Origin of the sequence: Pedobacter sp. (assembly GCF_046462515.1) — a bacterium.
Lineage (GTDB): Bacteria > Bacteroidota > Bacteroidia > Sphingobacteriales > Sphingobacteriaceae > Pedobacter.
In genome coordinates this window covers 418738-444856 of record NZ_JBKGVD010000009.1, presented here as the reverse complement: position 1 = coordinate 444856, position 26119 = coordinate 418738, and the positions used below count along the sequence as shown (strand labels likewise).

General features: G+C 35.6%; 20 protein-coding genes. 11 read left to right on the top strand and 9 right to left on the bottom strand.

Going from position 1 to position 26119, the window contains the following annotated elements; genetic code table 11:
• Window position 1 precedes the first annotated feature (1 nt).
• Window positions 2–1168 (bottom strand): amidohydrolase family protein, encoded by a 1167-nt coding sequence (locus ACLHG9_RS13950; protein WP_410222114.1) that lies wholly within the window; start codon window positions 1166–1168, stop codon window positions 2–4.
• A 216-nt stretch (window positions 1169–1384) separates the two neighbouring features.
• On the opposite strand from ACLHG9_RS13950, the gene ACLHG9_RS13945 reads away from it, so the two are divergent.
• The 3 genes from ACLHG9_RS13945 (at window position 1385) to ACLHG9_RS13935 (ending at window position 4076) form a co-directional block, all read left to right on the top strand.
• Window positions 1385–1693: a hypothetical protein gene (locus ACLHG9_RS13945; protein WP_410222113.1), complete on the top strand. Its 309-nt coding sequence runs from the start codon at window positions 1385–1387 to the stop codon at window positions 1691–1693.
• Between the two features lie 65 nt (window positions 1694–1758).
• Window positions 1759–3090, top strand: coding sequence for a sigma-54-dependent transcriptional regulator (locus tag ACLHG9_RS13940; RefSeq protein WP_410222112.1), 1332 nt, complete (start codon window positions 1759–1761; stop codon window positions 3088–3090).
• An 89-nt stretch (window positions 3091–3179) separates the two neighbouring features.
• The gene (locus ACLHG9_RS13935; RefSeq protein WP_410222111.1) at window positions 3180–4076 is read left to right on the top strand and encodes a 3-hydroxyacyl-CoA dehydrogenase; all 897 of its coding nucleotides are present in this window, start codon (window positions 3180–3182) and stop codon (window positions 4074–4076) included.
• Between the two features lie 43 nt (window positions 4077–4119).
• On the opposite strand, the gene ACLHG9_RS13930 is transcribed toward ACLHG9_RS13935, so the two are convergent.
• Window positions 4120–6600: an ATP-binding protein gene (locus tag ACLHG9_RS13930; protein WP_410222110.1), complete on the bottom strand. Its 2481-nt coding sequence runs from the start codon at window positions 6598–6600 to the stop codon at window positions 4120–4122.
• 141 nt (window positions 6601–6741) lie between these two features.
• On the opposite strand from ACLHG9_RS13930, the gene ACLHG9_RS13925 reads away from it, so the two are divergent.
• The 6 genes from ACLHG9_RS13925 to ACLHG9_RS13900 all read left to right on the top strand — a co-directional run bounded on the left by ACLHG9_RS13925 (window position 6742) and on the right by ACLHG9_RS13900 (window position 12499).
• On the top strand, window positions 6742–7431 hold the full coding sequence (locus tag ACLHG9_RS13925) for a helix-turn-helix transcriptional regulator (RefSeq protein WP_410222109.1): 690 nt from the start codon (window positions 6742–6744) through the stop codon (window positions 7429–7431).
• Window positions 7432–7612: 181 nt separating this feature from the next.
• Window positions 7613–8110, top strand: coding sequence for a DinB family protein (locus ACLHG9_RS13920; RefSeq protein ID WP_410222108.1), 498 nt, complete (start codon window positions 7613–7615; stop codon window positions 8108–8110).
• Between the two features lie 178 nt (window positions 8111–8288).
• Window positions 8289–9212 carry a 23S rRNA pseudouridine(2604) synthase RluF gene (gene rluF, locus ACLHG9_RS13915; protein WP_410222107.1) on the top strand — a complete coding sequence of 308 codons (924 nt, stop codon included), beginning with the start codon at window positions 8289–8291 and terminating at the stop codon, window positions 9210–9212.
• Between the two features lie 85 nt (window positions 9213–9297).
• Complete coding sequence (gene rlmN, locus ACLHG9_RS13910) at window positions 9298–10347, top strand: 23S rRNA (adenine(2503)-C(2))-methyltransferase RlmN (protein ID WP_410222106.1); 1050 nt, start codon at window positions 9298–9300, stop codon at window positions 10345–10347.
• A gap of 71 nt (window positions 10348–10418) precedes the next feature.
• Window positions 10419–11117, top strand: coding sequence for a ComF family protein (locus ACLHG9_RS13905; protein ID WP_410222105.1), 699 nt, complete (start codon window positions 10419–10421; stop codon window positions 11115–11117).
• A gap of 2 nt (window positions 11118–11119) precedes the next feature.
• Entirely contained in the window at window positions 11120–12499 is a 1380-nt protein-coding gene (locus ACLHG9_RS13900; protein ID WP_410222104.1) for a hypothetical protein, read from the top strand.
• Between the two features lie 115 nt (window positions 12500–12614).
• Here ACLHG9_RS13900 and ACLHG9_RS13895 read toward each other — a convergent pair whose 3' ends face one another.
• Together ACLHG9_RS13895 and glyA are read right to left on the bottom strand one after the other, a co-directional pair.
• A complete protein-coding gene (locus ACLHG9_RS13895) occupies window positions 12615–15380 on the bottom strand; it encodes a PAS domain S-box protein (RefSeq protein WP_410222103.1) in 2766 nt (921 codons plus the stop codon).
• A gap of 9 nt (window positions 15381–15389) precedes the next feature.
• Window positions 15390–16661: a serine hydroxymethyltransferase gene (glyA, locus tag ACLHG9_RS13890; RefSeq protein WP_410222102.1), complete on the bottom strand. Its 1272-nt coding sequence runs from the start codon at window positions 16659–16661 to the stop codon at window positions 15390–15392.
• Window positions 16662–16862: 201 nt separating this feature from the next.
• Here glyA and dxs point away from each other — a divergent pair, with 201 nt between their 5' ends.
• Together dxs and ACLHG9_RS13880 are read left to right on the top strand one after the other, a co-directional pair.
• A complete protein-coding gene (gene dxs, locus ACLHG9_RS13885) occupies window positions 16863–18791 on the top strand; it encodes a 1-deoxy-D-xylulose-5-phosphate synthase (protein ID WP_410222101.1) in 1929 nt (642 codons plus the stop codon).
• A 20-nt stretch (window positions 18792–18811) separates the two neighbouring features.
• Complete coding sequence (locus ACLHG9_RS13880; RefSeq protein WP_410222100.1) at window positions 18812–19738, top strand: GDP-L-fucose synthase family protein; 927 nt, start codon at window positions 18812–18814, stop codon at window positions 19736–19738.
• Between the two features lie 74 nt (window positions 19739–19812).
• On the opposite strand, the gene ACLHG9_RS13875 is transcribed toward ACLHG9_RS13880, so the two are convergent.
• From ACLHG9_RS13875 to ACLHG9_RS13855, 5 genes are read right to left on the bottom strand one after another with little or no spacing between them, the layout of a single operon-like run.
• On the bottom strand, window positions 19813–21432 hold the full coding sequence (locus ACLHG9_RS13875; protein WP_410222099.1) for a gliding motility protein RemB: 1620 nt from the start codon (window positions 21430–21432) through the stop codon (window positions 19813–19815).
• Window positions 21425–23359, bottom strand: a complete 1935-nt coding sequence (locus ACLHG9_RS13870) for a polysaccharide biosynthesis protein (RefSeq protein ID WP_410222098.1) — start codon at window positions 23357–23359, stop codon at window positions 21425–21427. The genes ACLHG9_RS13875 and ACLHG9_RS13870 overlap by 8 nt, the downstream gene beginning before the upstream one ends.
• A 51-nt stretch (window positions 23360–23410) precedes the next feature.
• Window positions 23411–24427, bottom strand: a complete 1017-nt coding sequence (locus ACLHG9_RS13865; RefSeq protein ID WP_410222097.1) for a UDP-GlcNAc--UDP-phosphate GlcNAc-1-phosphate transferase — start codon at window positions 24425–24427, stop codon at window positions 23411–23413.
• A gap of 6 nt (window positions 24428–24433) precedes the next feature.
• Window positions 24434–25348: an NAD-dependent epimerase/dehydratase family protein gene (locus ACLHG9_RS13860; protein ID WP_410222096.1), complete on the bottom strand. Its 915-nt coding sequence runs from the start codon at window positions 25346–25348 to the stop codon at window positions 24434–24436.
• Window positions 25345–26097, bottom strand: coding sequence for a glycosyltransferase family 2 protein (locus ACLHG9_RS13855; RefSeq protein WP_410222095.1), 753 nt, complete (start codon window positions 26095–26097; stop codon window positions 25345–25347). The genes ACLHG9_RS13860 and ACLHG9_RS13855 overlap by 4 nt, the downstream gene beginning before the upstream one ends.
• Between the last annotated feature and the right edge of the window lie 22 nt (window positions 26098–26119).

The window sequence follows — 26119 nt, the reverse complement described above, 5'->3', positions numbered from 1 at the left end:
TCTAAACTAAACGCATAACCCTTGTATGGTTATTGATTTTTAAATCCGGCCCGATATTGAGCAGATTGATACCGGGTTGCTTACCTACCTGCAAACTCCCGTATTGCCGATCTATATTTAAAAATTTAGCACCGTTTAAGGTAGCCCATGTAATTAAATGATCAAACGAAATATTTTTATGCTCCTGTATAACCTGCATTTCGGCCAAGATACTTAACTGATGATTACTGGCCAGGCTGTCTGTGCCCAGGGTAATTTTAATATCTTCATTCAACAGCATTTCTATGTCGGGTAAATTGTTCTCTATGTAAAGATTGGCATGAGCACATATGCACCAAAACACAAAGCCATGTTGTTTACGGGCAAAATCTACATCTTGTTTTGTGCTAAATGTATTATGCACCAGAAGAAGATTATTTTGAGGTAATTGAGGTAAATGATACCTTAAGGAATTTTTTCCGTTACCATGACAGGCTGACTTTTGCACGCCTAACCGCTCATACATCTGTGCAAATTGTCCGGTACCCAATTCAAAAAATTCGTTCTCCGCAGCTGTTTCCTGATTATGTATACTTAATACATCTTTAAACCCGGTTACGTTTCTTATTGCCGTAAACAATTCTTCTGAAACCGAATAGGGCGCATGCGGAACAATGGAAGCCGGTAAAGGTCCAAAGTTTTTGCAAATGCTTAAAGCATTATCTATAATAGGCTTTGAAGGCCTGTCAAATCCAAATACTTCAACAAATGTATGGTAATAAATAGCGCTGTTCTCTTTTATTGCTTTAGAAACCAGCACATTTGAAATGTCTCCTACCGCAACAATACCGTTCTCAAACATTTGTCTGTCTGCTTCTTTCATTGCAGATAAAACAATTTCCTCAGGCTGCTCACGTTGCGCCACAATTTCTCTTACAAAAGCAGGCAAACCTGTTTTTTGAGGTATCTTTTTGAATAAATGCGAGAGCTCAAGATGACAATGTGTATTTACAAAGCCTGGAACCAGTATACCTTCATGATACCTTATATCGGTAATATTTAGCTCAAGGGCCTCTTCTTGAGTATAAACGCCTGTTATTGTACCGTCGGATTTAAACCCAATAACACCATCCTTAATGGGTGGGGCTATAACCGGATAAATGTAATTTGCTGAAACGTAATTGACCACTTTACAAATAAACGAGATTTCTTTTTAAAAGAAAACTGTTTCATGTTGCAGAAAACATCAACAAATTGTAGAGAAACTCTACAATTTCATTTTACAAAAACAAATATCAACTATCTAAATATCAATGATTTACATATTAATTACTATTCTGGCACTCTTATATTACAGTGTTTTTCAAGTGTTTTAAAATTGTATAACCTTAAAAAATTAATAATTATGAAAAAATTATTTGTAGTAGCATTAGTAGCAGCGGCCGGTTTTATTTCAACTCAATCACAAGCCTCAGAAATTAAGTTAACAAAAATTACAGCTGTTCAAGACAGCGTAATCAAAACGCCTATCAAATTAGAAGAATTACCTGATGCCATTAAAACCACTTTACAATCTGACCCATATAAAGACTGGATGCCAACTGCTGCATTTGCAGTAAAAAAAGGCGATAAACAATACTATCAGGTAGATGTAAAAAAAGAAGAAGAGACTAAGTCTTTAAACTTTACTGCCGATGGTAAACCTATTGAATAGTCATAATTTCAGATATCGCAATAATTACAGAGGCCGGATTTATCCGGCTTTTGTTATTTTTGTATATGCCTACGGTTTTAATCATTGAAGACGACAGCACCTTTGCCCAGATTATTGAGGCGTTTCTAACCAGAAATGGTTATATCGTAAAATGGGCTAACAGTATCAAAAAAGCAATTGAAATACTGAGGATAGATTCATTTGAACTGCTTTTAATTGACTATAGGTTACCCGATGGTAATGGAACCGACATCCTGAACTTCAGAAAAGAATTCAGCATCACTGCCCCAGCCATCATTATGACCAGTTTCAATGATGTACGTACCGCTGTAAAATCAATCCATTTGGGTGCGGCAGATTACATTACGAAACCCATCAATCCCGATGAATTACTCATGGTCATTAATCAAGTCTTGAAAGCCAGGGCCTATGAAGAAGATATTGAGAAAAACATAAGCGATTTTATTAAAGGAGAAAGCGAGGCTGCCCAACGGCTTTACCAGTATATAGATTTGGTTGCCGGCACCGATATGTCGGTATTGATACAGGGAGAAAGTGGAACGGGAAAAGAAGTTGCAGCAAGAAACATACACCAACAGAGTAAAAGATGTGATAAAAAATTTATTGCTTTGGATTGTGGGGCTTTATCTAAAGAGCTGGCGGCAAGTGAACTTTTCGGCCATGTAAAAGGTGCCTTTACAGGCGCCGTTAACGATAAAAAGGGATGTTTTGAAGAAGCAAACGGCGGTACTATTTTTTTGGACGAAATTGGCAACTTAAGCTATGAAGTCCAAGTAAAACTTCTGCGTGCTCTACAGGAACGTGTAATCCAACCAGTAGGCAGTAACAAACAGATTAAAGTTGATGTACGAATTGTAGCGGCTACCAATGATGACCTGATGAACAGCATCAAAAATGGAGAATTCAGAGAAGATCTTTACCATCGCTTAAACGAATTTAAAATACAATTACCTGCTTTACGCGATAGAGGAGTAGATTTAGATATCTTTATCGACCATTTCATCCGTCTTTCTAATAAAGAGCTGAAAAGGGATGTAAAGGAGATTGATGAAGAAACCCGTTCTCTTTTATTGCAATATGACTGGCCAGGTAATTTACGTGAGCTGAAAAATGTAATTAAGCGTATGGTATTGCTTACTCCGGGTATTTTAGCCACGGCAGACAGCCTGCCCGATGAAATGAAAATAGCCGTTGCATCTGCTAAAAGCCACGTCAATAACCCTTCGGATTTAAAGGCAGTTAATGAAAGTAACGAAAAAGCATTAATTACCGAAACCCTAATAAAGGTAAAATATAATAAATCTAAAGCAGCAAAACTTTTAAACATAGACCGGAAAACGCTTTACAGCAAAATGGAACGATATGGAATAGAATAAATATTTTTTTGTGCCAAGAAATTAAACAAGATGTGTTTAAATCTGTTTACATACACAGATATCTTAATTAATTTTCAAACAGAAAAAATATGACCTTCAAAAACATAACCGTAGCCGGAAGCGGTGTTTTAGGCTATCAGATAGCCTTCCAAACAGCATTTCATGGGTTCAATGTAATTGTTTACGATATTAATGATGAAGTTTTAGAAAAAGCCAAGTCTAAATTCGAAATTCTAAGTGAGGCCTTTAAAACCGATTTGAAAGCTACGGCCCAACAATTAGAAGCCGCCCGTAATAAACTTAGCTATACTTCTGATCTTGCCAAAGCGGTAGAAGATGCGGATCTACTTATTGAAGCGGTACCTGAAAACCCCGCAATTAAGATTGATTTTTATCAAAAGCTGGCTAAAGTAGCTCCACCAAAAACCATATTTGCTACCAATTCTTCTACTTTATTGCCAAGTCAGTTTGCAGAAGCCACCGGAAGACCAAGCCAGTTTTTGGCCTTACATTTTGCCAACGAAATATGGAAGCACAACACGGCCGAGATTATGGGGCAATCTAAAACAGATCCAAAAGTTTTTAATGAGCTGGTTGAATTTGCAAAGGCTATTGGAATGGTAGCATTACCCTTACATAAGGAACAACCCGGTTATATTGTCAATTCTTTATTAGTACCACTTTTAAGCGCCGCTTTAGATCTGTATATCAACGAAGTTGCAGATATTGAAACAATAGACAAAACCTGGATGGTAGCTACCGGTGCTCCGCTAGGCCCTTTCGGTATATTAGATGTAGTTGGCGTAACCACAGCCTATAACATCAATAAAATGACTGCCGATGCTACACATGATCCTGTAAAAGTTAAAATTGCAAACAAGCTTAAAGATGATTTTATAGATAAGGGTAAATTAGGAGTAGCTACAGGTGAAGGATTTTATAAATATCCCAATCCTGCTTTTATGCACAAAGATTTTCTTAAATGATCTTATTCGGAAGCATATGGATAATGGGATTCATATGCTTTTATTATGCTTCAATTTTTATATATTGCTGGTCACATATTTTACGCACAAGCAATTTTAATCTTTCCAGTAATTGAGTTGCCTTGTGGCATTCGCCAGTATCAATCTGACCTTTTTGTTCAATTTCCATTTCAAAGCTTCTGAAAGCCTGACCTAACTCTCCTGCACCAACTTGACTAATCCTTCCGGCCAAACGGTGAACAATTAACCTGCTTTCTTCAAGTTCATGCTTTTTTAAGCTGCTTTTTAACAACTCAGAGTCTTCTTCACAATCTTTGATAAAGGTCTTTAAAATGCTTGCTACTATTTTTTGATCGCCCATAGCCATTTTCAGCAGATTTCCCATATCAAGTTCTTCCGTTTGCTTTTCTTGGGGCGCTATTTTCAATAAACTGAGCAGATCTTCTGTTTTAAAAGGCTTAATTAAGATATCTTTAAAGCCTTTTTTAAGGATATTCTGCTGTTCATCTGGCAGCACCTGAGCTGTGATTGCATAATAGGCTATATTTACAGGTAATTTTTTCTTTAAACGCTTTATCAAATCTGTTCCGCTTGTTTCTCTTAAGCGTATATCTATCAAAACATGACTTAAATGATCAGGAATATCAGCATTTAAAATATCAATGGCATTGTTAAACAATTCATAATTGATATTATTCAGCGAGAAGACCAGTCCGCATAAATCTAATATCAACTGATCATCATCAATAACCCAAACTGTTGTTGAAGGGTTAAAATGCTGATTTGAAATATAATGTAAACCTGATTTCTTCTGTGCTGTTTCTCCTTTTTCAAATTTCAAATAGAAAGAAATTACCGTTCCATTACCCGGTTCACTTTTTACACTGATCCTACCACCTTGCGCATCAATCAATGTCTTTACAATATTAAGGCCCAAACCAGAACCATGCTGATTTAAAACCCGTTTCTGTGGTATTTCAAGCTGTTCAAATTCATTAAAAATACGCTCTGCGTCTTCTTTTGAAAAGCCAATCCCTGTATCCTCTATCCTAAAATAGCAATGCAACATCTCTTCTTGCCATTTACTCTCTAAGCTTAAAATCACTTTTCCTTTAATCGTAAATTTTATAGCATTTCCTATCAAGTTATACAATATTTGTTTTAGCCTAAACACATCTCCTTTTAGCCAAAAAGTCTTATCTGTTTCTATTTCATAATCTAATAAAAGATTTTTTTGCTGCGCCAAAGGCTGCATAGCCTCTATTACCTCTTTAATTGCGCTGTTCATTTCAAAAGTTTCTTTTACAAAAGAAAACTCTCCAGATATGATCCGGTTATAATCAAGGATTTCATTTACGATCTGCAATAAATGTACTGAAGACTGGTGTATAGCCGCAACATGTTTGGGATTAGGCGTATTTTGTCTAAGGATATATTCTGAATAACCTAAAATAGATTGTAAAGGCGTTCTGATTTCATGGCTCATGTTCGAAAGAAAACGTTGCTTGGCTTTTCCGTGATACTCGGCCTCATCTTTAGCTTGTTCTAACGCTATTCTGTACTTATTGCTCTTGGCTATATCTGCAAATATGAGGTAGCCCAAAATAAGGGTAATGCACAAAAAAGAAATCATGATCAGTTTAATTTCATGAATACCCTGGTTTACCGTATTTCTTGCATCTAAGCCTTTCTGATCAACCTGTGCCAATGCTTCTGCCTCAACCTCTTTTAATACGTTTAACATTTGTTTGGTAAGTGCATGACTGGAAGAGGCTAATTCTGTTTCTTTTTTTACAAATAGTGTACTTTTTTCTTTTTGCTCTAATTCAATATTTCTTAAAGTGGTTTCAATGTTTTGTACAAGGCTATCCTGTATTTTAGGATTTAGAGTATCCTTTTTTATGGTAAGTTCTTCTTTAATGATCTCATAAACCTCTGCTTTCTTTTTACCAAACAACCTGCTTAGAAATCCCTTTGATTTTTCTTCGGGTTGCGCGGGTGCTACCGTGGTGGTAGATGTAGATTTTTCTGTAGTATAGGTTGCACTATCTATCTGTTTACTTTGCTGTGCAAACATCTCTGATAGCTTTTGAACTTCATCAGAAAATGATTTTGTATTAACTAAGGTTTCTTTGACTTCTAAATAAGATAAGAATTGTTTATTTCTATCAGTTAGCAAACGCTTTAATGAGTTAATCCGTTTAAGCTGCTGGCTATCATCTTTATAGAGAATAGATAAAGTATCTAATGCTTTTCTTATGGCTTTGGTTTCGGTAACAAAGTTTGAACTATGGGGTTTATGGTCGGTTTGCAGCTGATCTAAACGGTAAATTTTATGAGACAGGGAGTTTACCATTTTTAGCTTCACATTGGGCGATGATACTTTTTCTACAGTACCTAAAATTTCCCTGAATACAAACCTGCTTACCCCCCATGCCAAGAACAAAGCAACCAATCCAAACAGAAAGCCTAAAATAACCTTACCTTTTGTTGCCCTGAAAAAAAACCTGTTTGGATTTGCCATTTACCCTAAAACTGCATTTAAATTAAAAGACAGAACCCACAAAATCTGAACCGAAATAGCTTGATGTTAGCAGAAAGTTACATGATAAATTAATCATTCTTCGTTTATGGAGATACGCTGCCATCCTTTTATATTTGGATAATGAATAGAATTGACAGGCTTTTTGGTATTCTGGTACTTTTACAATCGAGAAAGTTTATTACTGCAGAGAAAATTGCTGAGCAGTTTGACATTAGCATCAGAACCGTTTACCGCGATATCAGAGCTTTAACAGAACAGGGTATCCCACTTCATTTCGAGCCCAACAAAGGCTATCAGGTTATTTCAGGTTATTTTTTACCTCCCATCTCTTTTAATGCCGAAGAAGCCAATGCTTTGTTAATGATGGAACGTTTTTTAGAAGGTTTTGCCGATAAATCTATTAAACGCCATTACAATAATGCTTTAGATAAAGTAAAAACAGTATTAAAAAGTGTTCAGAAAGAGAAATTTGATTCTTTAAATGAGAATATTAAACTGCAACTACCTGAACGTTTAAAAAACGACTTTGAACATTTAAGCCTTTTACAAAATGCCATAGCAGTAAAAAGCTGTCTGCTTTTAGAATATAAGAATAACGAAGGCATTGAAAGTAAACGCGAGATAGAACCTATAGGCTTAATATTTTATGCTTTTAGCTGGCATCTTATTGCGTGGTGCAACCTCAGAAATGAGTATCGCGATTTTAAAGTAGCCAATATCATTGCCGTTTATGACTTAAACAAACCTTTTTCTAAATGCGACCATATTCCTGTTAGCGAGTACATGAAGTTTCTTCCGGTAAACTATTAGAATTGTTTAATTTTCAGTTGAGCTTACGTCACCCTGAACTTGTTTCAGGGTCTATTTAAGTAGATATTGCAAATTCAACACAACCTAATTTCATGATTTTTTCAAAAAAATGTTGATGGCAATTTCGCACTGCCATAGGGTTGTCAGTAGCCATACTTTACTTTGTTAAAAAACAAAGAATATGGAACTGATTAAAGAACTATCAAAAGAATTAGCTGCTGAAGCAGGCACTACACGAAAATTTTTGGCTTTGGTACCCGTAGACAAATTAGATTGGGCACCTCACGAAAAAAGTATGAAAATGGGTGATCTGGCTGTTCATATTGCCGAACTTCCTACCTGGGTTAAATTAGGACTGGAAACCGAAGGTCTGGATTTTGCCACAATGGAATACCAAGCACCTGTAATTAAAAGCTCACAAGATTTATTAACGCTTTTTGAAAACAGTTTAAAAGAAGGCCAGGAAAGTCTTGAAAAAGCTATGCCCGAAGACCTGAACAAGCGCTGGGTATTAAGAAGCGGCGATAAAATACATGCAGATTTGAGCAGCTATGAAACCATAAGACATGCTTTTGCGCAAACCGCTCATCACCGGGCACAGTTAGGTGTTTATTTTAGACTGTTAAACATCCCTGTTCCGGGTTCTTACGGCCCAAGTGCTGATGAAACGAATTTTTAAAACTACCTAAAGAATATCCAAAATAAATCCGAATTAAACCAACCAAAAGAGGGTATCTAAAATTAAACCGGTCATTTACCAGACAGGAAATGAAGAAGGTTTTTTAGATCCCCTCTTTATTTTTATTGCTTTTTATCTGAATAGTTTTGGTTACTTTGCACCATAAGCTATAAATAGAATGTCAGATTTCGGAACCCGTTTAAATAAGTATATCAGTGAAAGTGGTTTATGTTCAAGAAGAGCTGCCGATAATTTTATTGAGCAGGGTCAGGTATTCATTAATGGTAAAAAAGCAAGAATAGGTGATATTGTAATGCCTGGCGATCTGGTAAGGGTTAACGGACAGAACATAGAACCCCGCGAAGCTGAAAAAAGTATTATCCTCGCTTACAACAAACCTGTAGGTGTAACCTGTACAACCGAAAGTAATGTAAAAGATAATATCATTGATCATGTAAATTACAGCGAACGTATTTTCCCTATTGGCCGATTGGACAAGGACTCTCAGGGGTTGATTTTTCTAACCAACAATGGTGATTTAGTTAACAAGATACTGAGGGCGGGTAATAACCATGAAAAAGAATATATTGTTACGGTAGATAAGCCTCTTACCGATCAGTTTATAGAGGGGATGAGCAAGGGTGTACCCATTTTAGGTGTTGTAACCAAGAAATGTAAGATTAAGAAAGAAACAACTTATGTTTTCAGGATTATTTTAGTACAGGGCTTAAACAGACAAATACGACGTATGGCCGAATATTTCGGTTATGAAGTCGTAAAACTTGAGCGGGTACGCATTATGAATATCAGCGTAAAGGGCTTGGCTTTAGGCGACTGGAGAGAGCTCGATCTGGATGAGCAAAACGAAATTTATCGCCTAGTAGCACAATCAAGCTCAGAAAAAGAACCTAAAAAAATCAGTAAACCTCAGGCAAAAGACAATAAGCCCAAAAATCACTCTCCAGGAAAAACAAAAAAAGCTTATCCGCCTGAAAATAAAAAAACAGCAGCCCGTTCTGGTAAACCAAAACCTGCTGGCAAAAAACAAGTTAAAGGTACCAAACCTCAGGACAATCGTCAGAAACGTGTAAAACGACGTTAAAAAACAACTATAACTTACTGATTGTTAATCTTAAATAAACTTAAGCATATAATTTGACCATTGTTTTGAGTAATTTTGCAACACAATGCAAAAAAACACCAAGACAGATATTCGTTCCCTTGACTTACAGGGCCTACAGCAACATTTTTTAGACATGAAAGAGCCTGCTTACCGGGCTAAACAAGTTTACCAATGGTTGTGGGAAAAATCTGCTCGCAGTTTTGACGAAATGAGCAACCTGTCTAAAGAGCTACGCAAGAAACTCGATGAACATTATGTAATCAATACAGTTGAAATCAGCAATGCGCAGTTCAGTAACGACCGCACTATCAAGAATGCTTTCAGGCTCTATGACAACAATATTGTAGAAGGTGTTTTAATTCCAACCGAAGACCGCATGACTGCCTGTGTAAGTTCACAGGTAGGCTGTAGCTTAACCTGCAAGTTCTGTGCAACAGGTTATATGGATCGCAAGCGTAATTTAAATGCTGATGAAATTTATGATCAGGTTGTACTAATAGATAAGCAGGCCAAACAGAATTACAATGTACCACTTACTAACATTGTGTATATGGGTATGGGTGAGCCCCTGCTTAATTATGCAAATGTTTTAAAATCCATAGAACGTATTACAGCTCCGGACGGATTAAACATGTCGTACAAACGCATTACCGTATCTACTGCCGGTATTGCCAAAATGATTAAGAAACTGGGCGATGATGGTGTAAAATTTAATCTTGCACTTTCATTACATGCTGCCAATGATAAAAAGAGAAACGAGATCATGCCTATTTCGGAGCATAACTCTTTAAAGGCACTGGCAGAAGCCTTAAAATATTATTTCCAGAAAACCAAGAACCCGGTTACTTACGAATATATCGTTTTTAATGACTTTAATGATGAATTAGAGGATGCCATGGAACTGGAAAAGTTCTGCAAACATGTTCCCTGCAAAGTAAACCTAATTGAATACAATCCTATTCAATTTGCCGATTTCTTAAATGCAGATGGTGATAAGATAGATGCTTTTGCAAATTACCTCCGCAGCAAAGGAGTCAATACCAATATCAGACGAAGCCGCGGTAAAGATATTGATGCTGCTTGTGGTCAGTTGGCGGTTAAAGAAAAGGCTTAGAAGAAAATCAGCGAATAATGAATAATTAATCTAGCCCCCTCATTATTCACTGAAAATCATTAACTTGTATAATGTTTGCACTAAAACGTTATGCTTTAGACATGCTTAATCTGTTATTCCCTGAGCTCTGCAACGCTTGTGGCACACAGCTCCTTCATCAGGAAGAACAAATCTGTACCAAATGCTTATTCGACTTACCTTATACAGATTTTCATTTTTATGCAGATAACTTGGTAGCAAAACAATTATGGAACAGACTGCCTTTTAATGCTGCTATGACAATGCTGTACTTTAAGAAAGGTTCTAAGGTTCAGAATTTAATACACGCATTGAAATATAAATCTAAAACCGATGTAGGTATTGTACTGGGAAATCTACTAGCCCAAAGACTATTACTGGGTAATTTATATAAAGAAATAGATGTCGTTATTCCGGTACCTCTTCATGAAAAAAAATTAAAATCAAGGGGTTACAACCAAAGTGAGTATATTGCAAAAGGCTTGGCAGATACTCTGGGAATTTCCGTTAACTCATCTTGTCTATACAAGATAAAGGCTACAGAAAGTCAGACCCGAAAAGCAAGATATAGCCGTTATGAAAATCTGGAAGATGTTTTTTTAATTAGAAATATTGAACAATTAGAGAATAAGCACGTGCTTTTAGTTGATGATGTGATCACAACGGGATCAACATTTGAAGCCTGTGGAAACACATTATGGAAGGCTAATATTAAAAACTTAAGTTTTGCCGCTTTGGCATTTTCTGAATAATTATGCGCATAAGATCATTACTTATTTTATCTATTTTCTACCTGTTTATTACAGCCTGTAATAAAGACGAAGAAATTACTTTTGATCCCAATGCAAAACTCAGCTTCTCTACAGATAGCATTTTATTTGATACTGTATTTACCTCTGTAGGTTCTACACACAGACGCTTTAAAATTTTTAATCTGAATGCAAAGGCCATTAATATTGACCAGATATTATTAAGTGGTGGTGTAAACAGTCCTTTTAGTATTAATGTTTTAGGACAGAATGGTCTAGATTTTAAAAACATCAAAATCAAAGGAAATGATTCTGTAAATGTTTTAATAAAGGTAACCATAAATCCTAATACAGCTACCTCACCTTTTATTACGGAAGATTCTATCCTCTTCTTTTTTAATGGCAAAAAAGAAAAAATCCCTTTAGTTGCTTATGGCCAGAATGCTATATTTTTAAAGAATATAAATATTAATGAAAATACCACGTGGGATAGTAAGCTCCCTTACATTGTTTATAACTCTGTAACGGTTGCAGAAAATGCAGAGCTGAAGATTAATCCCGGTTCACGGATTTTATTTCATAACGGAGCTACCATGAACATCAAAGGCTCTTTGCTTGCTCAGGGTACTATTAAAGACAGTATACTTTTTGCAGGCGATAGGTTAGAACGTATCTATGAAGAAGAACCCGGACAATGGAATGGCCTGCACTTTTATCCTTCAAGCCGCAATTCCATCATCAATCATGCGACCATTAAAAATGCCGCTGCTGGCATAACGGTCGATTCCATCTCCAATAACAACAACCCCAAACTCATATTAGCCAATACTACTGTAAAAAACATGCAAGTCGTAGGATTTTTAGGGTACCATGCAAGTTTTACCGCTTTTAACAACCTCTTTTATAATTGTGGACAATATCTGGTGTATGGCGTTGGAGGAGGAGTATACAATTTAAAACAAAACACTTTTGCAGCCTATAATTTTAATTTTGCCCGCAGAACAAACGCACTTTACTTCTCTGATACCATTAGTGATAAAGAATTTGCCCCCCTCAATCTAACTCTAACCAACAATATAATATGGGGAAATTTAGACAATGAATTATTTATAGAAACCGTAAATTCCAATAATTCAACCACTAATATAGCGGGGAACCTCATAAAAACCTTGAAAAACAACTACAATAACAGTAATATTATTAACCAGGATCCTTTCTTTATTAACCCGAGAATAGGGAACTTTGAAGTAAGGGCTGAAAGCCCTGTCTTAGCTAAAGGAATTGATCTCTTTAACGATCCTTATTTCGTTCCATTTATAAAGCATGACAAAAAAAATAAAGAAAGATTATTCCCTTCTGATTTAGGGTGTTATCAGAAAAATTAAAAAAATATTTTTGTTCTTAAAACAAATTGACTGTTGCTCCGTTTATATATTCGAGAGCGTTAATTTAGATGGTAAGGGTCAACATTTCTATTCAAAGAATGTTGGCCCTTTACTTTTAAGATAAAAATCTGGTAAGTAATTTTTTAAGTTCTTCAGGATTGAACGGTTTAAGAATGTGCGAATCAATACCACTTTCTTTTAATTTGCGCTCTTCGTTGTGTAAACTGGATCCCGTTAAAGCCACAATTTTTACTGTTTGAAAATACTTTCCTTTTGTTTTTCTGATCAGGCTTGCCGTTTCAAATCCATTTATTCCGGGCATGTTAATATCCATGAATATTAGGTCATACTTCTTATTCTTCACCATTTCAAGCGCTTTGTAACCATCAATAGCATGTTCTATATTCAACCCCCATTTAGACAATATCCGTTGAGCTATTAATATGTTTATCTCATTATCATCAACAATCAATATTTTCTTATCATTGAATTCTGCGGCTTTCTCTATTTTATTTTCAACTTCTATTTTTGTTTGCTCGGCTATCTCAAACTCTATTTCAAAAGAGAACTTAGCTCCTTCGCCTTCAGCACTTTCTACCCGGATATCAGATTGATACAATTGCAAGAGCTTTTTGGTTATAGATAACCCTAAACCTGTTCCGCCGTATTTACGGGAAATATCGGTTCTTGCTTGTGTAAATGTTTCAAAAATATAAGCTTGTTTATCTACTGCGATGCCTATTCCTGTATCACTTACCTCAAAATATAGCTTAACCTTATCTTTATTCTTCATAACAAGGCTAACAGTTAAGATAATCTCCCCATTACTGGTAAACTTAATGGCATTCCCCAAAAGGTTAATCAGTATCTGATAGAGGCGGGTTTTATCTCCTGTGATTAGTTGAGGTATAGATGGGTTGTAAATCAGGGTTAGTTTATTATTTCCTTTTAAGGCATTAACCTGTAAAGAATTGATCATATCATTACATAAATGCTTTAGATCAAAAGGAATTTTTTCAAGATGCAGATTTCCGGTTTCTATTTTGGTAAAATCAAGCACATCATTTACAATAGACAGGAGATTTTCACTTGAGAATTTAAGAATATTAAGATCTTCTATCTGTTCGGGTTTTGGACTGCTCTCTAGCAGAAGATGAGTCATGCCAATAATAGCGTTTAAAGGTGTGCGTATTTCATGGCTCATTACCGAAAGCAGCATCTCTTTAGCTTCACTTAGTTGCAAAGCCTGTTCTCTGGCAGCAACCATTTCCTGTTCTACCAGCTTACGCTGTGTAATATCTGTAATAAGCTCTATATATCTCTCTATTTGCCCCTGATTATTAATGATAGGCGTATTAGAAACTGAAAGCCATATAGGAGTACCGTCCTTTTTGTTCGCAAAAACCTCAATATTTGTTGATTCCCGGTTTTTGGCTTTTTCTCTGGCAAGATAAATGGTATTAAAATCTGTTTGAGGTGTAGAAAGAACATCTCCTAAACGCTTGTTCATCAATTCATTTAGAGAATATCCCACCAGTTTTTCAAGAGAATGGTTTAGCCAGATGATTTCTCCCGAATGGTTACAAATGGTTACCCCTGTGTTTGACTTGCTTGCTACAGTAGACAATACCTCTAACTCTTGTTGTGCAAGCTTTTTTTCAGTAATATCAATAATGATTTCTACTTCTGAGTCTATCTGTCCGTTTTCATCTAAAATTACAGAGCTATAGACCGAGAGCCATATCTTCTGTTTATCTTTGGTATAAGCCAAAATATCAACCGTGAAAGCCTTCTTTTCACTGGTTAATTTTCGGGCATTTTCTATTTCTGCCCAATCCGTTTCCGGACCGCCAATTAGATCGGCCAGTGGTTTACCTTTAATATCGTCCAGATCAAAACCTGTTATTCGCCTAAAAGCATCATTAATCCACTTTACCTTATTTTGCCCATCGCTAATTACAACACCGTTATTTACTTTGCTAGCTACGTATGAAAGCTGCATAAATTCAGCTTCCATTCTTTTACTGTCTGTAATATCCTGCCCGTAACAGTACCAAAACTCTCCTTTGGCTACCATGCTCCAGGCAATCCATCTCAACCTTTTATTATTATCAACTAGTCTAAAATCTAAATTAAACTGCTTCTTACCTTGTTTTAAGCCTAATTCTATCTCACAGAGTACGCGTTGTCTATCTTCAATATAGCAATATTCCCATGCACTGGTATTCAAACTTTTTTTAAGGTCATACCCCAGACGTTCACAAGCAGCCTCATTAATAAAAAGAATATCAATATTTCTGTTTAATACACAGTGAATTTCAGGTGAAGCGTAAAAAATATTAGCTAAGTTTTCTGCTCGCTCCTTTTGTTTTTGCAGATCTGCGGTCTGCCTTCTTAACTCAAGCTGGGTTGTTATTTGGGCCGATAGTGTTTTTAAAGCATCTTTCTGAAACTGATCAAGATCATGTGGTTCTGTATGCCCCACACATAAACAGCCTAAGGCTTTTCCTCCGGCACTTACAATAGGTACTGTAGCATAAAAAGAAAGATTTTCCATTAAAGCAATGGAGCTTAAACGGTCATCTGTTTCTTCTTTTATATTCTTAACCAAAAAAATATCATCAAAAAACATAGTCTGCTGACAGATGCTACTATTTCTTGAGATTGTTCTGAAAGTATTTGAAAGTCCTACCTGAACTTTAATAAAAATGGTATCACGCCCAACAAATGAAATATATGCTTTAGATGTTTTTGTAATTTGAACAGCCAGTTTTACTAAGCTGCCCAATTCCTTATCCAACCCATCTCCCAAAATATCATATGAGTGAAGCACAGCCAGACGTGCCTCTTCTTCAGTATTTTGAGAGATCGTTGGAAACATATTGTAATATTATTTGTAAAGAGGAAAATTACTTACTAAGGTTTGTACTTTATTTTTTACCTGTTCGATAACCTGCTCATTCTCAAAATTTGAAATCACCTCATCTATCAGATCAACGATTTGAGCCATTTCTGTTTCTCTAAATCCTCTTGATGTAATAGCTGCAGTACCTACACGCATACCCGATGTAACAAATGGTGATTTATCATCAAAAGGAACCATGTTTTTATTTACGGTTATATCAGCTTTTACCAAAGCATTCTCTGCCTGTTTCCCTGTGATGTTCTTATTACGAAGGTCAATCAACATAAGATGGTTATCTGTACCTCCTGAAATTATGCCATAACCTTTTGCAATAAAAGCCTGTGCCATCGCCTTGGCATTTGCACCTACCTGTTTGATATAATCTAAATACTCATCTGTTAGAGCCTCTCCAAAAGCTACCGCTTTAGCCGCAATAATATGTTCTAATGGTCCTCCTTGCGTACCAGGGAAAACAGCCATATCTAATAAAGAGGACATCATTCTAATTTCTCCTTTTGGGGTGGTTAATCCAAATGGGTTCTCAAAATCTTTACCCATCATGATCATGCCTCCTCTTGGGCCCCTCAATGTTTTATGCGTAGTTGTAGTTACGATATGACAGTGAGGAAGGGGATCGTTTAATAGACCTTTAGCAATAAAGCCTGCTGGATGTGAAATGTCTGCCAGTACCAAAGCACCAATCTGATCTGCAACTTTACGTATAAAAGCATAATCCCACTCTCTTGAATAAGCAGATGCACCACAAATAATTAATTTAGGTTTTTCTGTAAGCGCTACTTCTTCCAATTTGGCATAATCAATAAGACCATCTTCTTTCTTTACTCCATAAAAAAATGGTTGATATAGCTTTCCAGAGAAATTAACCGGAGATCCATGGGTTAAGTGCCCTCCATGAGACAAATCAAAGCCTAAAATCTTATCCCCCGGCTGCAATACTGCAAGCATTACTGCTGCGTTTGCCTGAGCTCCCGAATGAGGTTGAACATTTACCCACTCTGCACCAAACAACTTTTTAGCTCTTTCAATAGCAATATTTTCTATTTCATCCACTACTTCACAACCTCCATAGTAACGCTTACCTGGCAAACCCTCTGCGTACTTGTTGGTTAAAACTGAACCAGCTGCTTCCATTACTTGTTTGCTCACAAAATTCTCAGAAGCTATAAGCTCTAATCCATGTTCCTGTCTGTCTAATTCTTTGCTAATTAAATCGAAAACTAAAGTGTCTTTTTTCATTATACGGAGTTATAAGTTTTTTGGTAAAAATACTTAATTTATCAGTTAAAACAATGATCCATATACATTTGTAAAGGGAGTTTTAATACAAAACACCTTTTCCATGTTTTATAAATCCTTTTGCAAATAAGCTAATTTTTAGAACATATTTAATGAAAGTATTAAACAAAATGTCGTAATTTGTATTTTTTAAGTTTTTGCATGGAAATTAAACCAGGAACCTTATTATCAACCATTAACAATCCAGATGATTTAAAGAGATATAGTGAGCAGGATTTGGAGCAGATTTGCCAAGAACTACGTCAATACATTATTGATGTTGTGAGTGTTAATGGAGGTCATTTTGGAGCAAGTTTAGGAGTAGTAGAGCTTACCGTAGCTTTACATTATGCATTAAATACACCTTATGATCGTTTGGTTTGGGATGTAGGACACCAGGCTTACGGTCATAAAATCTTAACGGGTCGCCGTGAACAGTTTCATACCAATCGTATTTTAAATGGAATTAGCGGTTTCCCAAAAATCAGTGAAAGTATTTATGATACTTTTGGGGTTGGTCACTCATCAACTTCAATCTCTGCAGCATTAGGGATGGCTGTTGCCTCTCATTACAAAGGAGAAAAAGACCGTCAGCATGTTGCCGTAATCGGCGATGGCGCTATGACAGCAGGCTTAGCTTTCGAAGGCTTGAATCATGCAGGTATCGAGAAGTCTAATGTTCTGGTAATTCTGAACGATAATTGCATGTCTATTGACCCTAATGTTGGCGCTTTAAAAGAATATTTAACAAGCATCACAACCTCTAAATCATATAACCGTTTTAGGGATGATGTTTTTAATGTGCTGACCAAGCTTTCAGAACTCGGTCCGAATGCACAGAAATACGTAAAGAAAATTCAGAAAAGTATTAAAGGAACACTTTTAAAACAAAGCAATTTTTTTGAGGCTCTTAACTTCAGATATTTTGGTCCGGTTGACGGGCATGATGTTAAACGTCTTGCTTCAATCATTAAAGATCTGAAAGATATACCTGGTCCGAAGCTATTGCACTGCGTTACCGTTAAAGGTAAAGGCTTTGCTTTGGCAGAAAAAGATCAAACCAAATGGCACGCCCCAGGTTTGTTTGATAAGATTACCGGTGAGATCAAAAAGTCTGTTCCAGACAAGCCTCAACCCCCAAAATATCAGGATGTTTTTGGACATACTATGGTTGAACTTGCTGAAGCAAATAATAAAATAGTGGGTATCACCCCAGCTATGCCTTCTGGCTCTTCCTTAAACATTATGATGAAAGCTATGCCAGATAGGGCTTTTGATGTAGGAATTGCAGAGCAACATGCAGTAACTTTTTCTGCTGGTTTAGCTACCCAGGGCTTAGTCCCTTTTTGTAATATCTACTCAAGTTTTATGCAAAGAGCCTATGACCAAGTAATACATGACGTGGCAATCCAAAATCTAAATGTAATCTTTTGTTTAGATCGTGCCGGCTTAGCTGGTGCTGATGGGCCAACACACCATGGGGCTTATGACTTAGCTTATATGCGCTGCATTCCAAATATGGTAGTTGCTTCACCTATGAATGAGGAAGAATTACGCAATATGATGTATACGGGTCAACAGGAAAACATGGGCCCGTTTACTATTCGTTACCCTAGGGGTAATGGAGTTATGCCTGATTGGAAAAGACCTTTCAAAGCATTAGAAGTTGGTAAAGGCAGAAAAATAACTGACGGAGAAGATGTAGCTATATTGACCATTGGGCACGTAGGTAATTTTGCAGTTGAAGCCTGTAAAGAATTAAACACAGAAGGTATTCATCCGGCACATTACGACCTTAGATTTGTTAAACCTTTAGATACAGAGTTATTACACGAAGTATTTAAGAGATATCAAAATGTTATTACTGTAGAAGACGGTTGTATACAAGGAGGTATGGGAAGTGCCGTTCTAGAATTTATGGCCGATAATAATTATAAGGCTAATGTAGTTCGTTTGGGTATTCCTGATGAAATTATTGAGCATGGAGAACAGCCTGAGTTATGGGCCTTATGCGGGTACGATAAATCTGCTATCATAAATACCGTTAAAAAATTTGCTATTAGCAGGACCACAAAAACGCTTGCCTGCTAATTTATCAACACATTTATAAATTGGAAAAGAATGCTAAGATATTTGTAGCTGGCCACCGAGGAATGGTAGGTTCAGCTATTTACCGTAAATTAGTTAAAGAAGGTTTCTCTAATATTATTACCCGAACTTCTGCTGAATTGGATTTAAGGAATCAACAAGCTGTTGCTGATTTTTTTGCTCAAGAAAAGCCTGATTATGTTTTTTTAGCAGCAGCTAAAGTTGGCGGTATTGTAGCTAATAATACATATAGAGCTGATTTCTTATATGAAAATCTGGCCATACAAAATAATGTGATACATCAATCTTATGTAAATAGTGTAAAGAAATTGATGTTTTTAGGTTCAAGCTGTATCTACCCCAAATTGGCACCACAGCCTTTAAAAGAAGAGTACCTACTCACTGGGTTATTAGAAGACACGAATGAACCTTACGCTATTGCCAAAATTGCAGGAATTAAAATGTGTGATGCATACAGAGCGCAGTACGGTTGTAATTTTATCTCTGTAATGCCAACAAATTTATATGGCTATAATGATAACTATCATCCTCAGAATTCGCATGTTTTACCTGCCTTGATCAGGAAGTTTGACGAAGCCAAACGTAATGGCAGTTCAGAGGTTGTAATCTGGGGTACAGGCGCACCAATGCGTGAGTTTTTGTTTGCCGATGATTTAGCAGATGCCTGCTATTTTTTAATGCAGAATTATGATGAACCTAATCTCATTAACATAGGCACAGGAGAAGATCTAACTATCAAAGATTTAGCCTTAATGATCAAGGATGTAGTAGGCTTCGAAGGAACATTAATTTTTGATACAAGCAAACCTGATGGAACTCCAAGAAAGCTCATGGATGTTTCAAAACTGCACAATTTAGGATGGAGACATCAGATTGAATTAAAAGAAGGATTAAGACTTGCATACCAAGATTACTTGAGCAAACTATAGCTTATAATGATTTTTAATATAAAAAGGCTGCTTGTAACCCAAGCAGCCTTTTATTATATCGAATGCAATTTATTCTAAAAATCGTAATAAATATTTCTGAAGCTACTTCTTAATCCAAAGGTTACCCAATTGGTCTTATTATTCCATTTACTGTTCTTTTCTTGACGATAAGTTCCTGCCAGTTCCAGTTTAAGGTTATATTTAGGGTTCAACAAATAGGCTATTTTTCCCTGTATAATATACAAATCTGTTGATAATCCTTGCCCTATGTGGTTGCCGTAATCTGCTACACGGGTATTATAATTTTTGAATATATCTTTCCCATAATTCTCCCCTGCTCCATCTAAACCATAATTCGCATATAAAAGCTGCCCTTGAAAATCAAATCGTTTAAAGCTATAATTTAATAAGCCTAAAGTTTCTCTAAAATTTGCTCCATAAGGATGTGCCAATGGCTGATTATACTGTGAATAGTTTGACATTCGGTCAAAATGCGCATAAGTATAAGGACGTGCAGTATTAAATTCAGCCAGATAATTTAAAGCAGGAACATTAAACAGATCAGAACCTCTGAAGCCTAATTGAACCGCCCATTTATTGGCCCAATAGCCTTTATTTGAGAAAAATTCTTTTGCTGTAAATTCATCGAACATAAATTGCCCATAAACAGCTGTCTTTTCCAGTATTTCATATTTGGCATTAAAGCCTAAGCGCATCTTATCTGGAGATGTCGTATTTGTACTTTCAACCGATCTTAAGAAAATAAAGGGATGGACGTAATTAAAATCAAAGCCTCGTTTACCTTCAACCTCTGCATCTGCCCAAGTTACAGCCTGAAAAAAGCCTAAGGACAACCTGTTCGTCACGTTCCAGTCTACATAATGAGCAGCCATCCATTTACCTCGGTCTCCCAGCCTTCTGTCTGTAGTTAGCTTAGGAGCACCCGGATCCAGCATATAAGCAAATATGGTTTGATACTGTACACTTCCCAAGCTGGCTCTGATCCTAAAAAAAGAATAGTTAGAAGCCACATCAGATAACAACACAGAGCGATAACCGTCTCCTATAAAATTTTTATCATACCCTAAGGCAAAATTAACATACTTACTAGGCGTGTATGATAAAAGGGCAGTAACGTATGTCCAGTCCTGTTTATCTGTGCCCAGTTTTCCAAATGACTGCCCAGGAACAACCTGATTTTTAACAATAAAATCATTGATATAATTAGGAAATTTTCCCTGATCTTCAAATCCGTTTAAATAAAATGAAAAGGTTTTCCCAATGTTACCACCTACTTGAAAGCCGCGTGTGTTTAGCCATGTGGTTCTATTGGTTTGAAAATCTCTCCCTATCTGAAAATCAGGAAGGAAATCTGCATAAACACGATATTCTTCATTTTCAACCTGAATTAAATGCTCTTGAAACAATTTACGATGAACCCAACTTCGTCTATTCAATGTATCTGTTCCATATCTCATTAAAGAGTCGTACTGCTTTTCTAAAAGTGAATCATCTGAATAAAATCCTCTTATGGAAGAGTGAAATTTATTCTTTGTATCATATACAGACCTATTTAATTTCTGATAAAATTGATAGTCTAAAGGAATATTCTGATTGGGAGTTGAAATTTGAGCCTGAACATTAAAAATAAAAACAGACAGAGCAAAAACCAACAGTAGTTTTTTTTTAATCATTTTTAGGGGCATCTAGTTCTTCGAAAATGGAGTTCTTACTTTTATATTCTATCACAATTCCTTTCATTGCAATAACCACTTGTCTGTCATCATTTTTCTTAGCAAATTCCAGCAGATTATAGATCTGGTCTTCTACTTCATTAAAGTGATATTCTCTAACTTTGCCTATCATAATTTGCTGGTGATGTGTAGGCATGGTATTTTCATTATCGTTTAGCAATTCTTCAAACAGTTTTTCTCCCGGTCTTAAACCTGAATATTGAATTTTTATATCTTGATTCGGAACCAAACCTGCCAGTCTTATCATCTTCTTTGCCAGTTCTACTATTTTTACAGATTTACCCATGTCAAACACATAAATCTCACCACCTTTACCCATACATCCTGCCTCCAGAACCAGCCTGCAGGCTTCGGGTATAGTCATAAAAAAACGTGTTATTTCAGGATGAGTTACTGTAACTGGACCTCCTTTTTCAATTTGCTGTTTAAATCTTGGGATTACAGACCCATTAGAGCCTAAAACATTCCCAAAACGCGTAGTAATAAATTTAGTTATAGGTTTTACATCTAAATCATTGATATAACTTAAGCCATTTCTATAAATAGCATCACGGTTTGATAAAGAATTGTTTAAAGATTGAACATAGATCTCGGCTATACGTTTTGACGCACCCATTACATTGGTAGGGTTCACCGCTTTATCTGTAGAAATCATTACGAATTTCTGCACTCCATGTTTAACTGAAAGATCAGCTATTGTTTTGGTGCCTAAAACATTTACTTTAATTGCTTCAGAAGGATTGTCTTCCATTAAAGGCACATGCTTATATGCCGCAGCATGATAAACATAATGAGGTTTGTAGGTCTCAAAGAGATGCTCCATCCGCTGCTGATCTCTTACATCTCCAACAAAAGCGTGAAAATTGGTGTGTTTATGTTCTTCTTCTAGCTCTAAGTAAATATGATGTAGGGCAGTTTCAGACTGATCACATAAAATAATGAGGCTTAAATCAAATTTAATAAGTTGCCTTACGATTTCGCTTCCGATAGAACCCGCAGCTCCTGTAATTAGCACACGTTTAGATTTTAATTGATTCTGAATACCTGCTGTATCCATTTCTATTTGCTTACGGTTAAGCAAATCTTCAATATTAATATTCTGTATCTGTGTTTGATGTAATTTACCTCCAATCCATACGTCTGCAGGAGGTATATTTAGCGCTACTACATCATTTTCTAAACATACATCAACAATTTGGTTTTTTCTTTCGTTAGGAATAGTATAAGATGCAAAAATAATTTCGTCCAACTCATGATCACGAATAAGATCCTCCAGATTAGCAGCATCAAGAATTTTTATACCATCTATTGTTTTCCCAATTTTTCTTTCATCGTCATCAACAAAGGCGATAATAGTTTTATTTACACGTCCGTCATGGTCAAAAGTTCTCTTGGTTGCTAGACCGGCTTCTCCTGCACCATAAATAACAACTTTTCTTTTATCCAGATTAAGATTTTTAATGTAAAGGAAGAAATATTTTACCAGTACTCTATATGTTATTAAAAGCAAGAAAGCAGCAAGGGTATTAACAACAATTATAGCATTGGAAATTAAAGGCGTCCCTCTGAATATTGTAACCGTAAAGTTCAGAAACAGAAACAATCCATTACTAATAACCACAGCAAATAATACTCTGAAAGTATCTTGTGCACTGGTGTAACGAATTATACCTGAGTACGTCTTTACATTAAAAAATACCAGAAAATTTATGCAGGTTAAAATTAAAGCATTTACATTAAATTCCTGAACATTAACTTCATTTAATGCAAAATTGAGTTTAATAGCATATGCTATGATTAAAGATACCAGACAAATAAATATATCCAGCAAAAAAATAATCCATCTGGGCACTATGTTTATTTTCATAAACAATCCAAATACGTTTAAAAATATGTCTATAAAAGTAACATTAATATGTCATTTAACAAAAAAATCATCATGTTGTTTAATGAGATTGAATTTAATATACTGCTTTTTCTTCTCTTCTAAATAGAATCTTACCGTCAAATAAACACATGTTACAACCAATACCAATATAAAGACATAAACATTAGACTTGGTAAGAAGAGCGAGGAGTACAATATTAATTATTAACTGGCTAACAACATATATGGATGACACGTATAAGTGGGGAAGTGTTAAATATCGAACCAAATATTGATAAAGATGACTATGATGGGCTTCGAATATGTTCTCTCCTTTTATTTTTCTAAAGAAAACCGTAAATAAAGTATCTATACCATAAATTAAGAGTAAAAATAGATAGGAAACATCTCCGGTTTTTAGAATAAGCTGTCCCATAAAAAAAAGGATTATAAAAGCAATCCCTACACTTCCCACATCTCCTGCAAAGCATTTTGCTTTTCCTCTGAAATTAAAAAAGTTAAAAACAATCAAAGACAATCCTGTTACGACCAGCAATTGAGCAGAGGTAAATTGTACAATATTAGAATTAATATAGTAAAATGACAGAATTGCCAATAAACTATAGCCACCTGTCATACCATTAATTCCATCCATAAAGTTGTACGCATTGATGGTAGCAATAATGAAAACACCAATAAAGCACAAGTATGCTATAGGTAAATCAAGCAGCTTAAATTGACAAAGCAGTAAAACCGCTGCTACTGCATGAAATATCAACCGGGTTCTAAAATTTACATTTATGACATCATCCAGAAAACTTATTATCGTTAGTAAGAACAAGCCAGCTAAAAAATAATAATCATGAAAAGAAAAAAGAAAAACACTTATTAAAATGCTAATAATAAATATAATTCCGCCACCTCTTATAGTTTGCTGATAGCCTGTTAGGCTACGATTTTCAAATTTCCTGTAATTTACAAACTTATATTTCTCAGCAAGTTTTATGTATATCCATTCTATTAAGAACAGAGATATCAATAAAATGGTATACTCTAAAATGTTATCCATATATCGTTATTGTGAACGATAGTTTTTTAGTTCTATTTGAAAGTTATCTACTACTTTTTGAGGATTCCATCCTAATAGTTTTCTTGCTTTTGTATCGTTAAATGTAAGATCAGAGGTTATTTTGGTTATTTTTTTTGAGTTAACGGGAAAACTTACCGTCATATCTCCAAAAATAGCTAAAAGTTTTGCTATCCAATAGGGCATATTAAGATTTTCTTTTCTTCCAAACTGTTTTGCAATATGTTGTGATAGTTCCTTAAAAGTTGGATGATATCCATCGGTAAGGTTATATACACCCCCAACTGTTGCCACTTTAGGAATAATCCTGGCTACATCTTCTGCAATTACCATACTTTTTCTGGCTTTACCTCCTGAGATATTAAAATAATATCCTCTTTTTATTTCTTTTATCATTACTCCCAGATTACCCGGCGGATTTGTTCCCACCAGCAAAGGCAGCCTTAAAATACTGCATATTACATTGTGTTTTTTACACCACTCTTCTACAACTTGTTCTGCTTGTATTTTACTTAGCCCATAAGGATCATTAGCCTTTAGCGGATAGTTTTCATCTATATTTGTTCCATGTTCAAGGCCATATGCCGCTACCGAACTGATAAACACAAATGATTGAGGTAAAGTAGTAGCCTGTTCCAGGCCTTTTAAAAGATTTTTAGTGCCCTTAACATTTACATTAAAAAATGCTTCATTTTCTGCTTCTGTACGAGGTGTTATATGGGCTCTGGCTGCAGCATGAACAACAGTATCAAAATCTATAAAATTATTTGGCACTCCCACAGATAGGTCAAGATTATAATCTGTGTGTTCTCTGCCTAGCCCATATACTGAATAACTTTCTTCTAAAATGCGTGATAAGATTTGGCCGAAATAGCCTTTTATTCCCGTAATAAGTATTTTCATCTCATATATCTAAGGGTTGTATTAATTATCCACGTTATAAAATATACAATTCCGCGTATATAACTAAAGCCCATCTTACGGGTAAACATTCCATATACTTCTTTAGCCGACTTAAATTTATTAATAGACAAAGAACCACTTGTAAGCCTATAATGCATAAGATTATAAGGAACCTTATACCCTATTCCTATTCGTTTTAGTAAATCGAGCCAAAGCATAAAATCATCATAATAGACATCTTTCATATAAAAATTACCCGTTTTGCTTCTCCATATCATTACAGTTGAAGTTGCAATATAGTTATTCGTTAAAATTCTTTTATAGGTAGCTGTCTGAGGAAGTTTCTCTCTTCTTAAGGGCTTTTTAGAATCCTTAACAAACCTATCAAAATCTGTATAAGAAAAATAACTGTTGTTTTGCTTCATAAATTCAAGCTGAAGACCCAGCTTCTCAGGCTCCCACAAATCATCTACATCTAAAAATGCTATAAAATCACCCTTAGCAACACCCAAAGCATTATTTCTAGTCTGAAAAGCCTTTGAATTAATCTTATTTTTGTGAACCTTTATTCTTTTGTCTTTAGCGGCAATCTCCTTCAGTATATTATATGAGTTATCAGTTGAACAATCATCTACTACGATCCACTCCCAGTTAAGGTAGGTTTGGGCCAATACAGTTTCCAGAGTCTGTAATAAATACCTCTCTGCATTGTAAACGGGCGTAATAATAGAAATCAGGTATATATCCATTATTTAATTGAGAAAATGACTA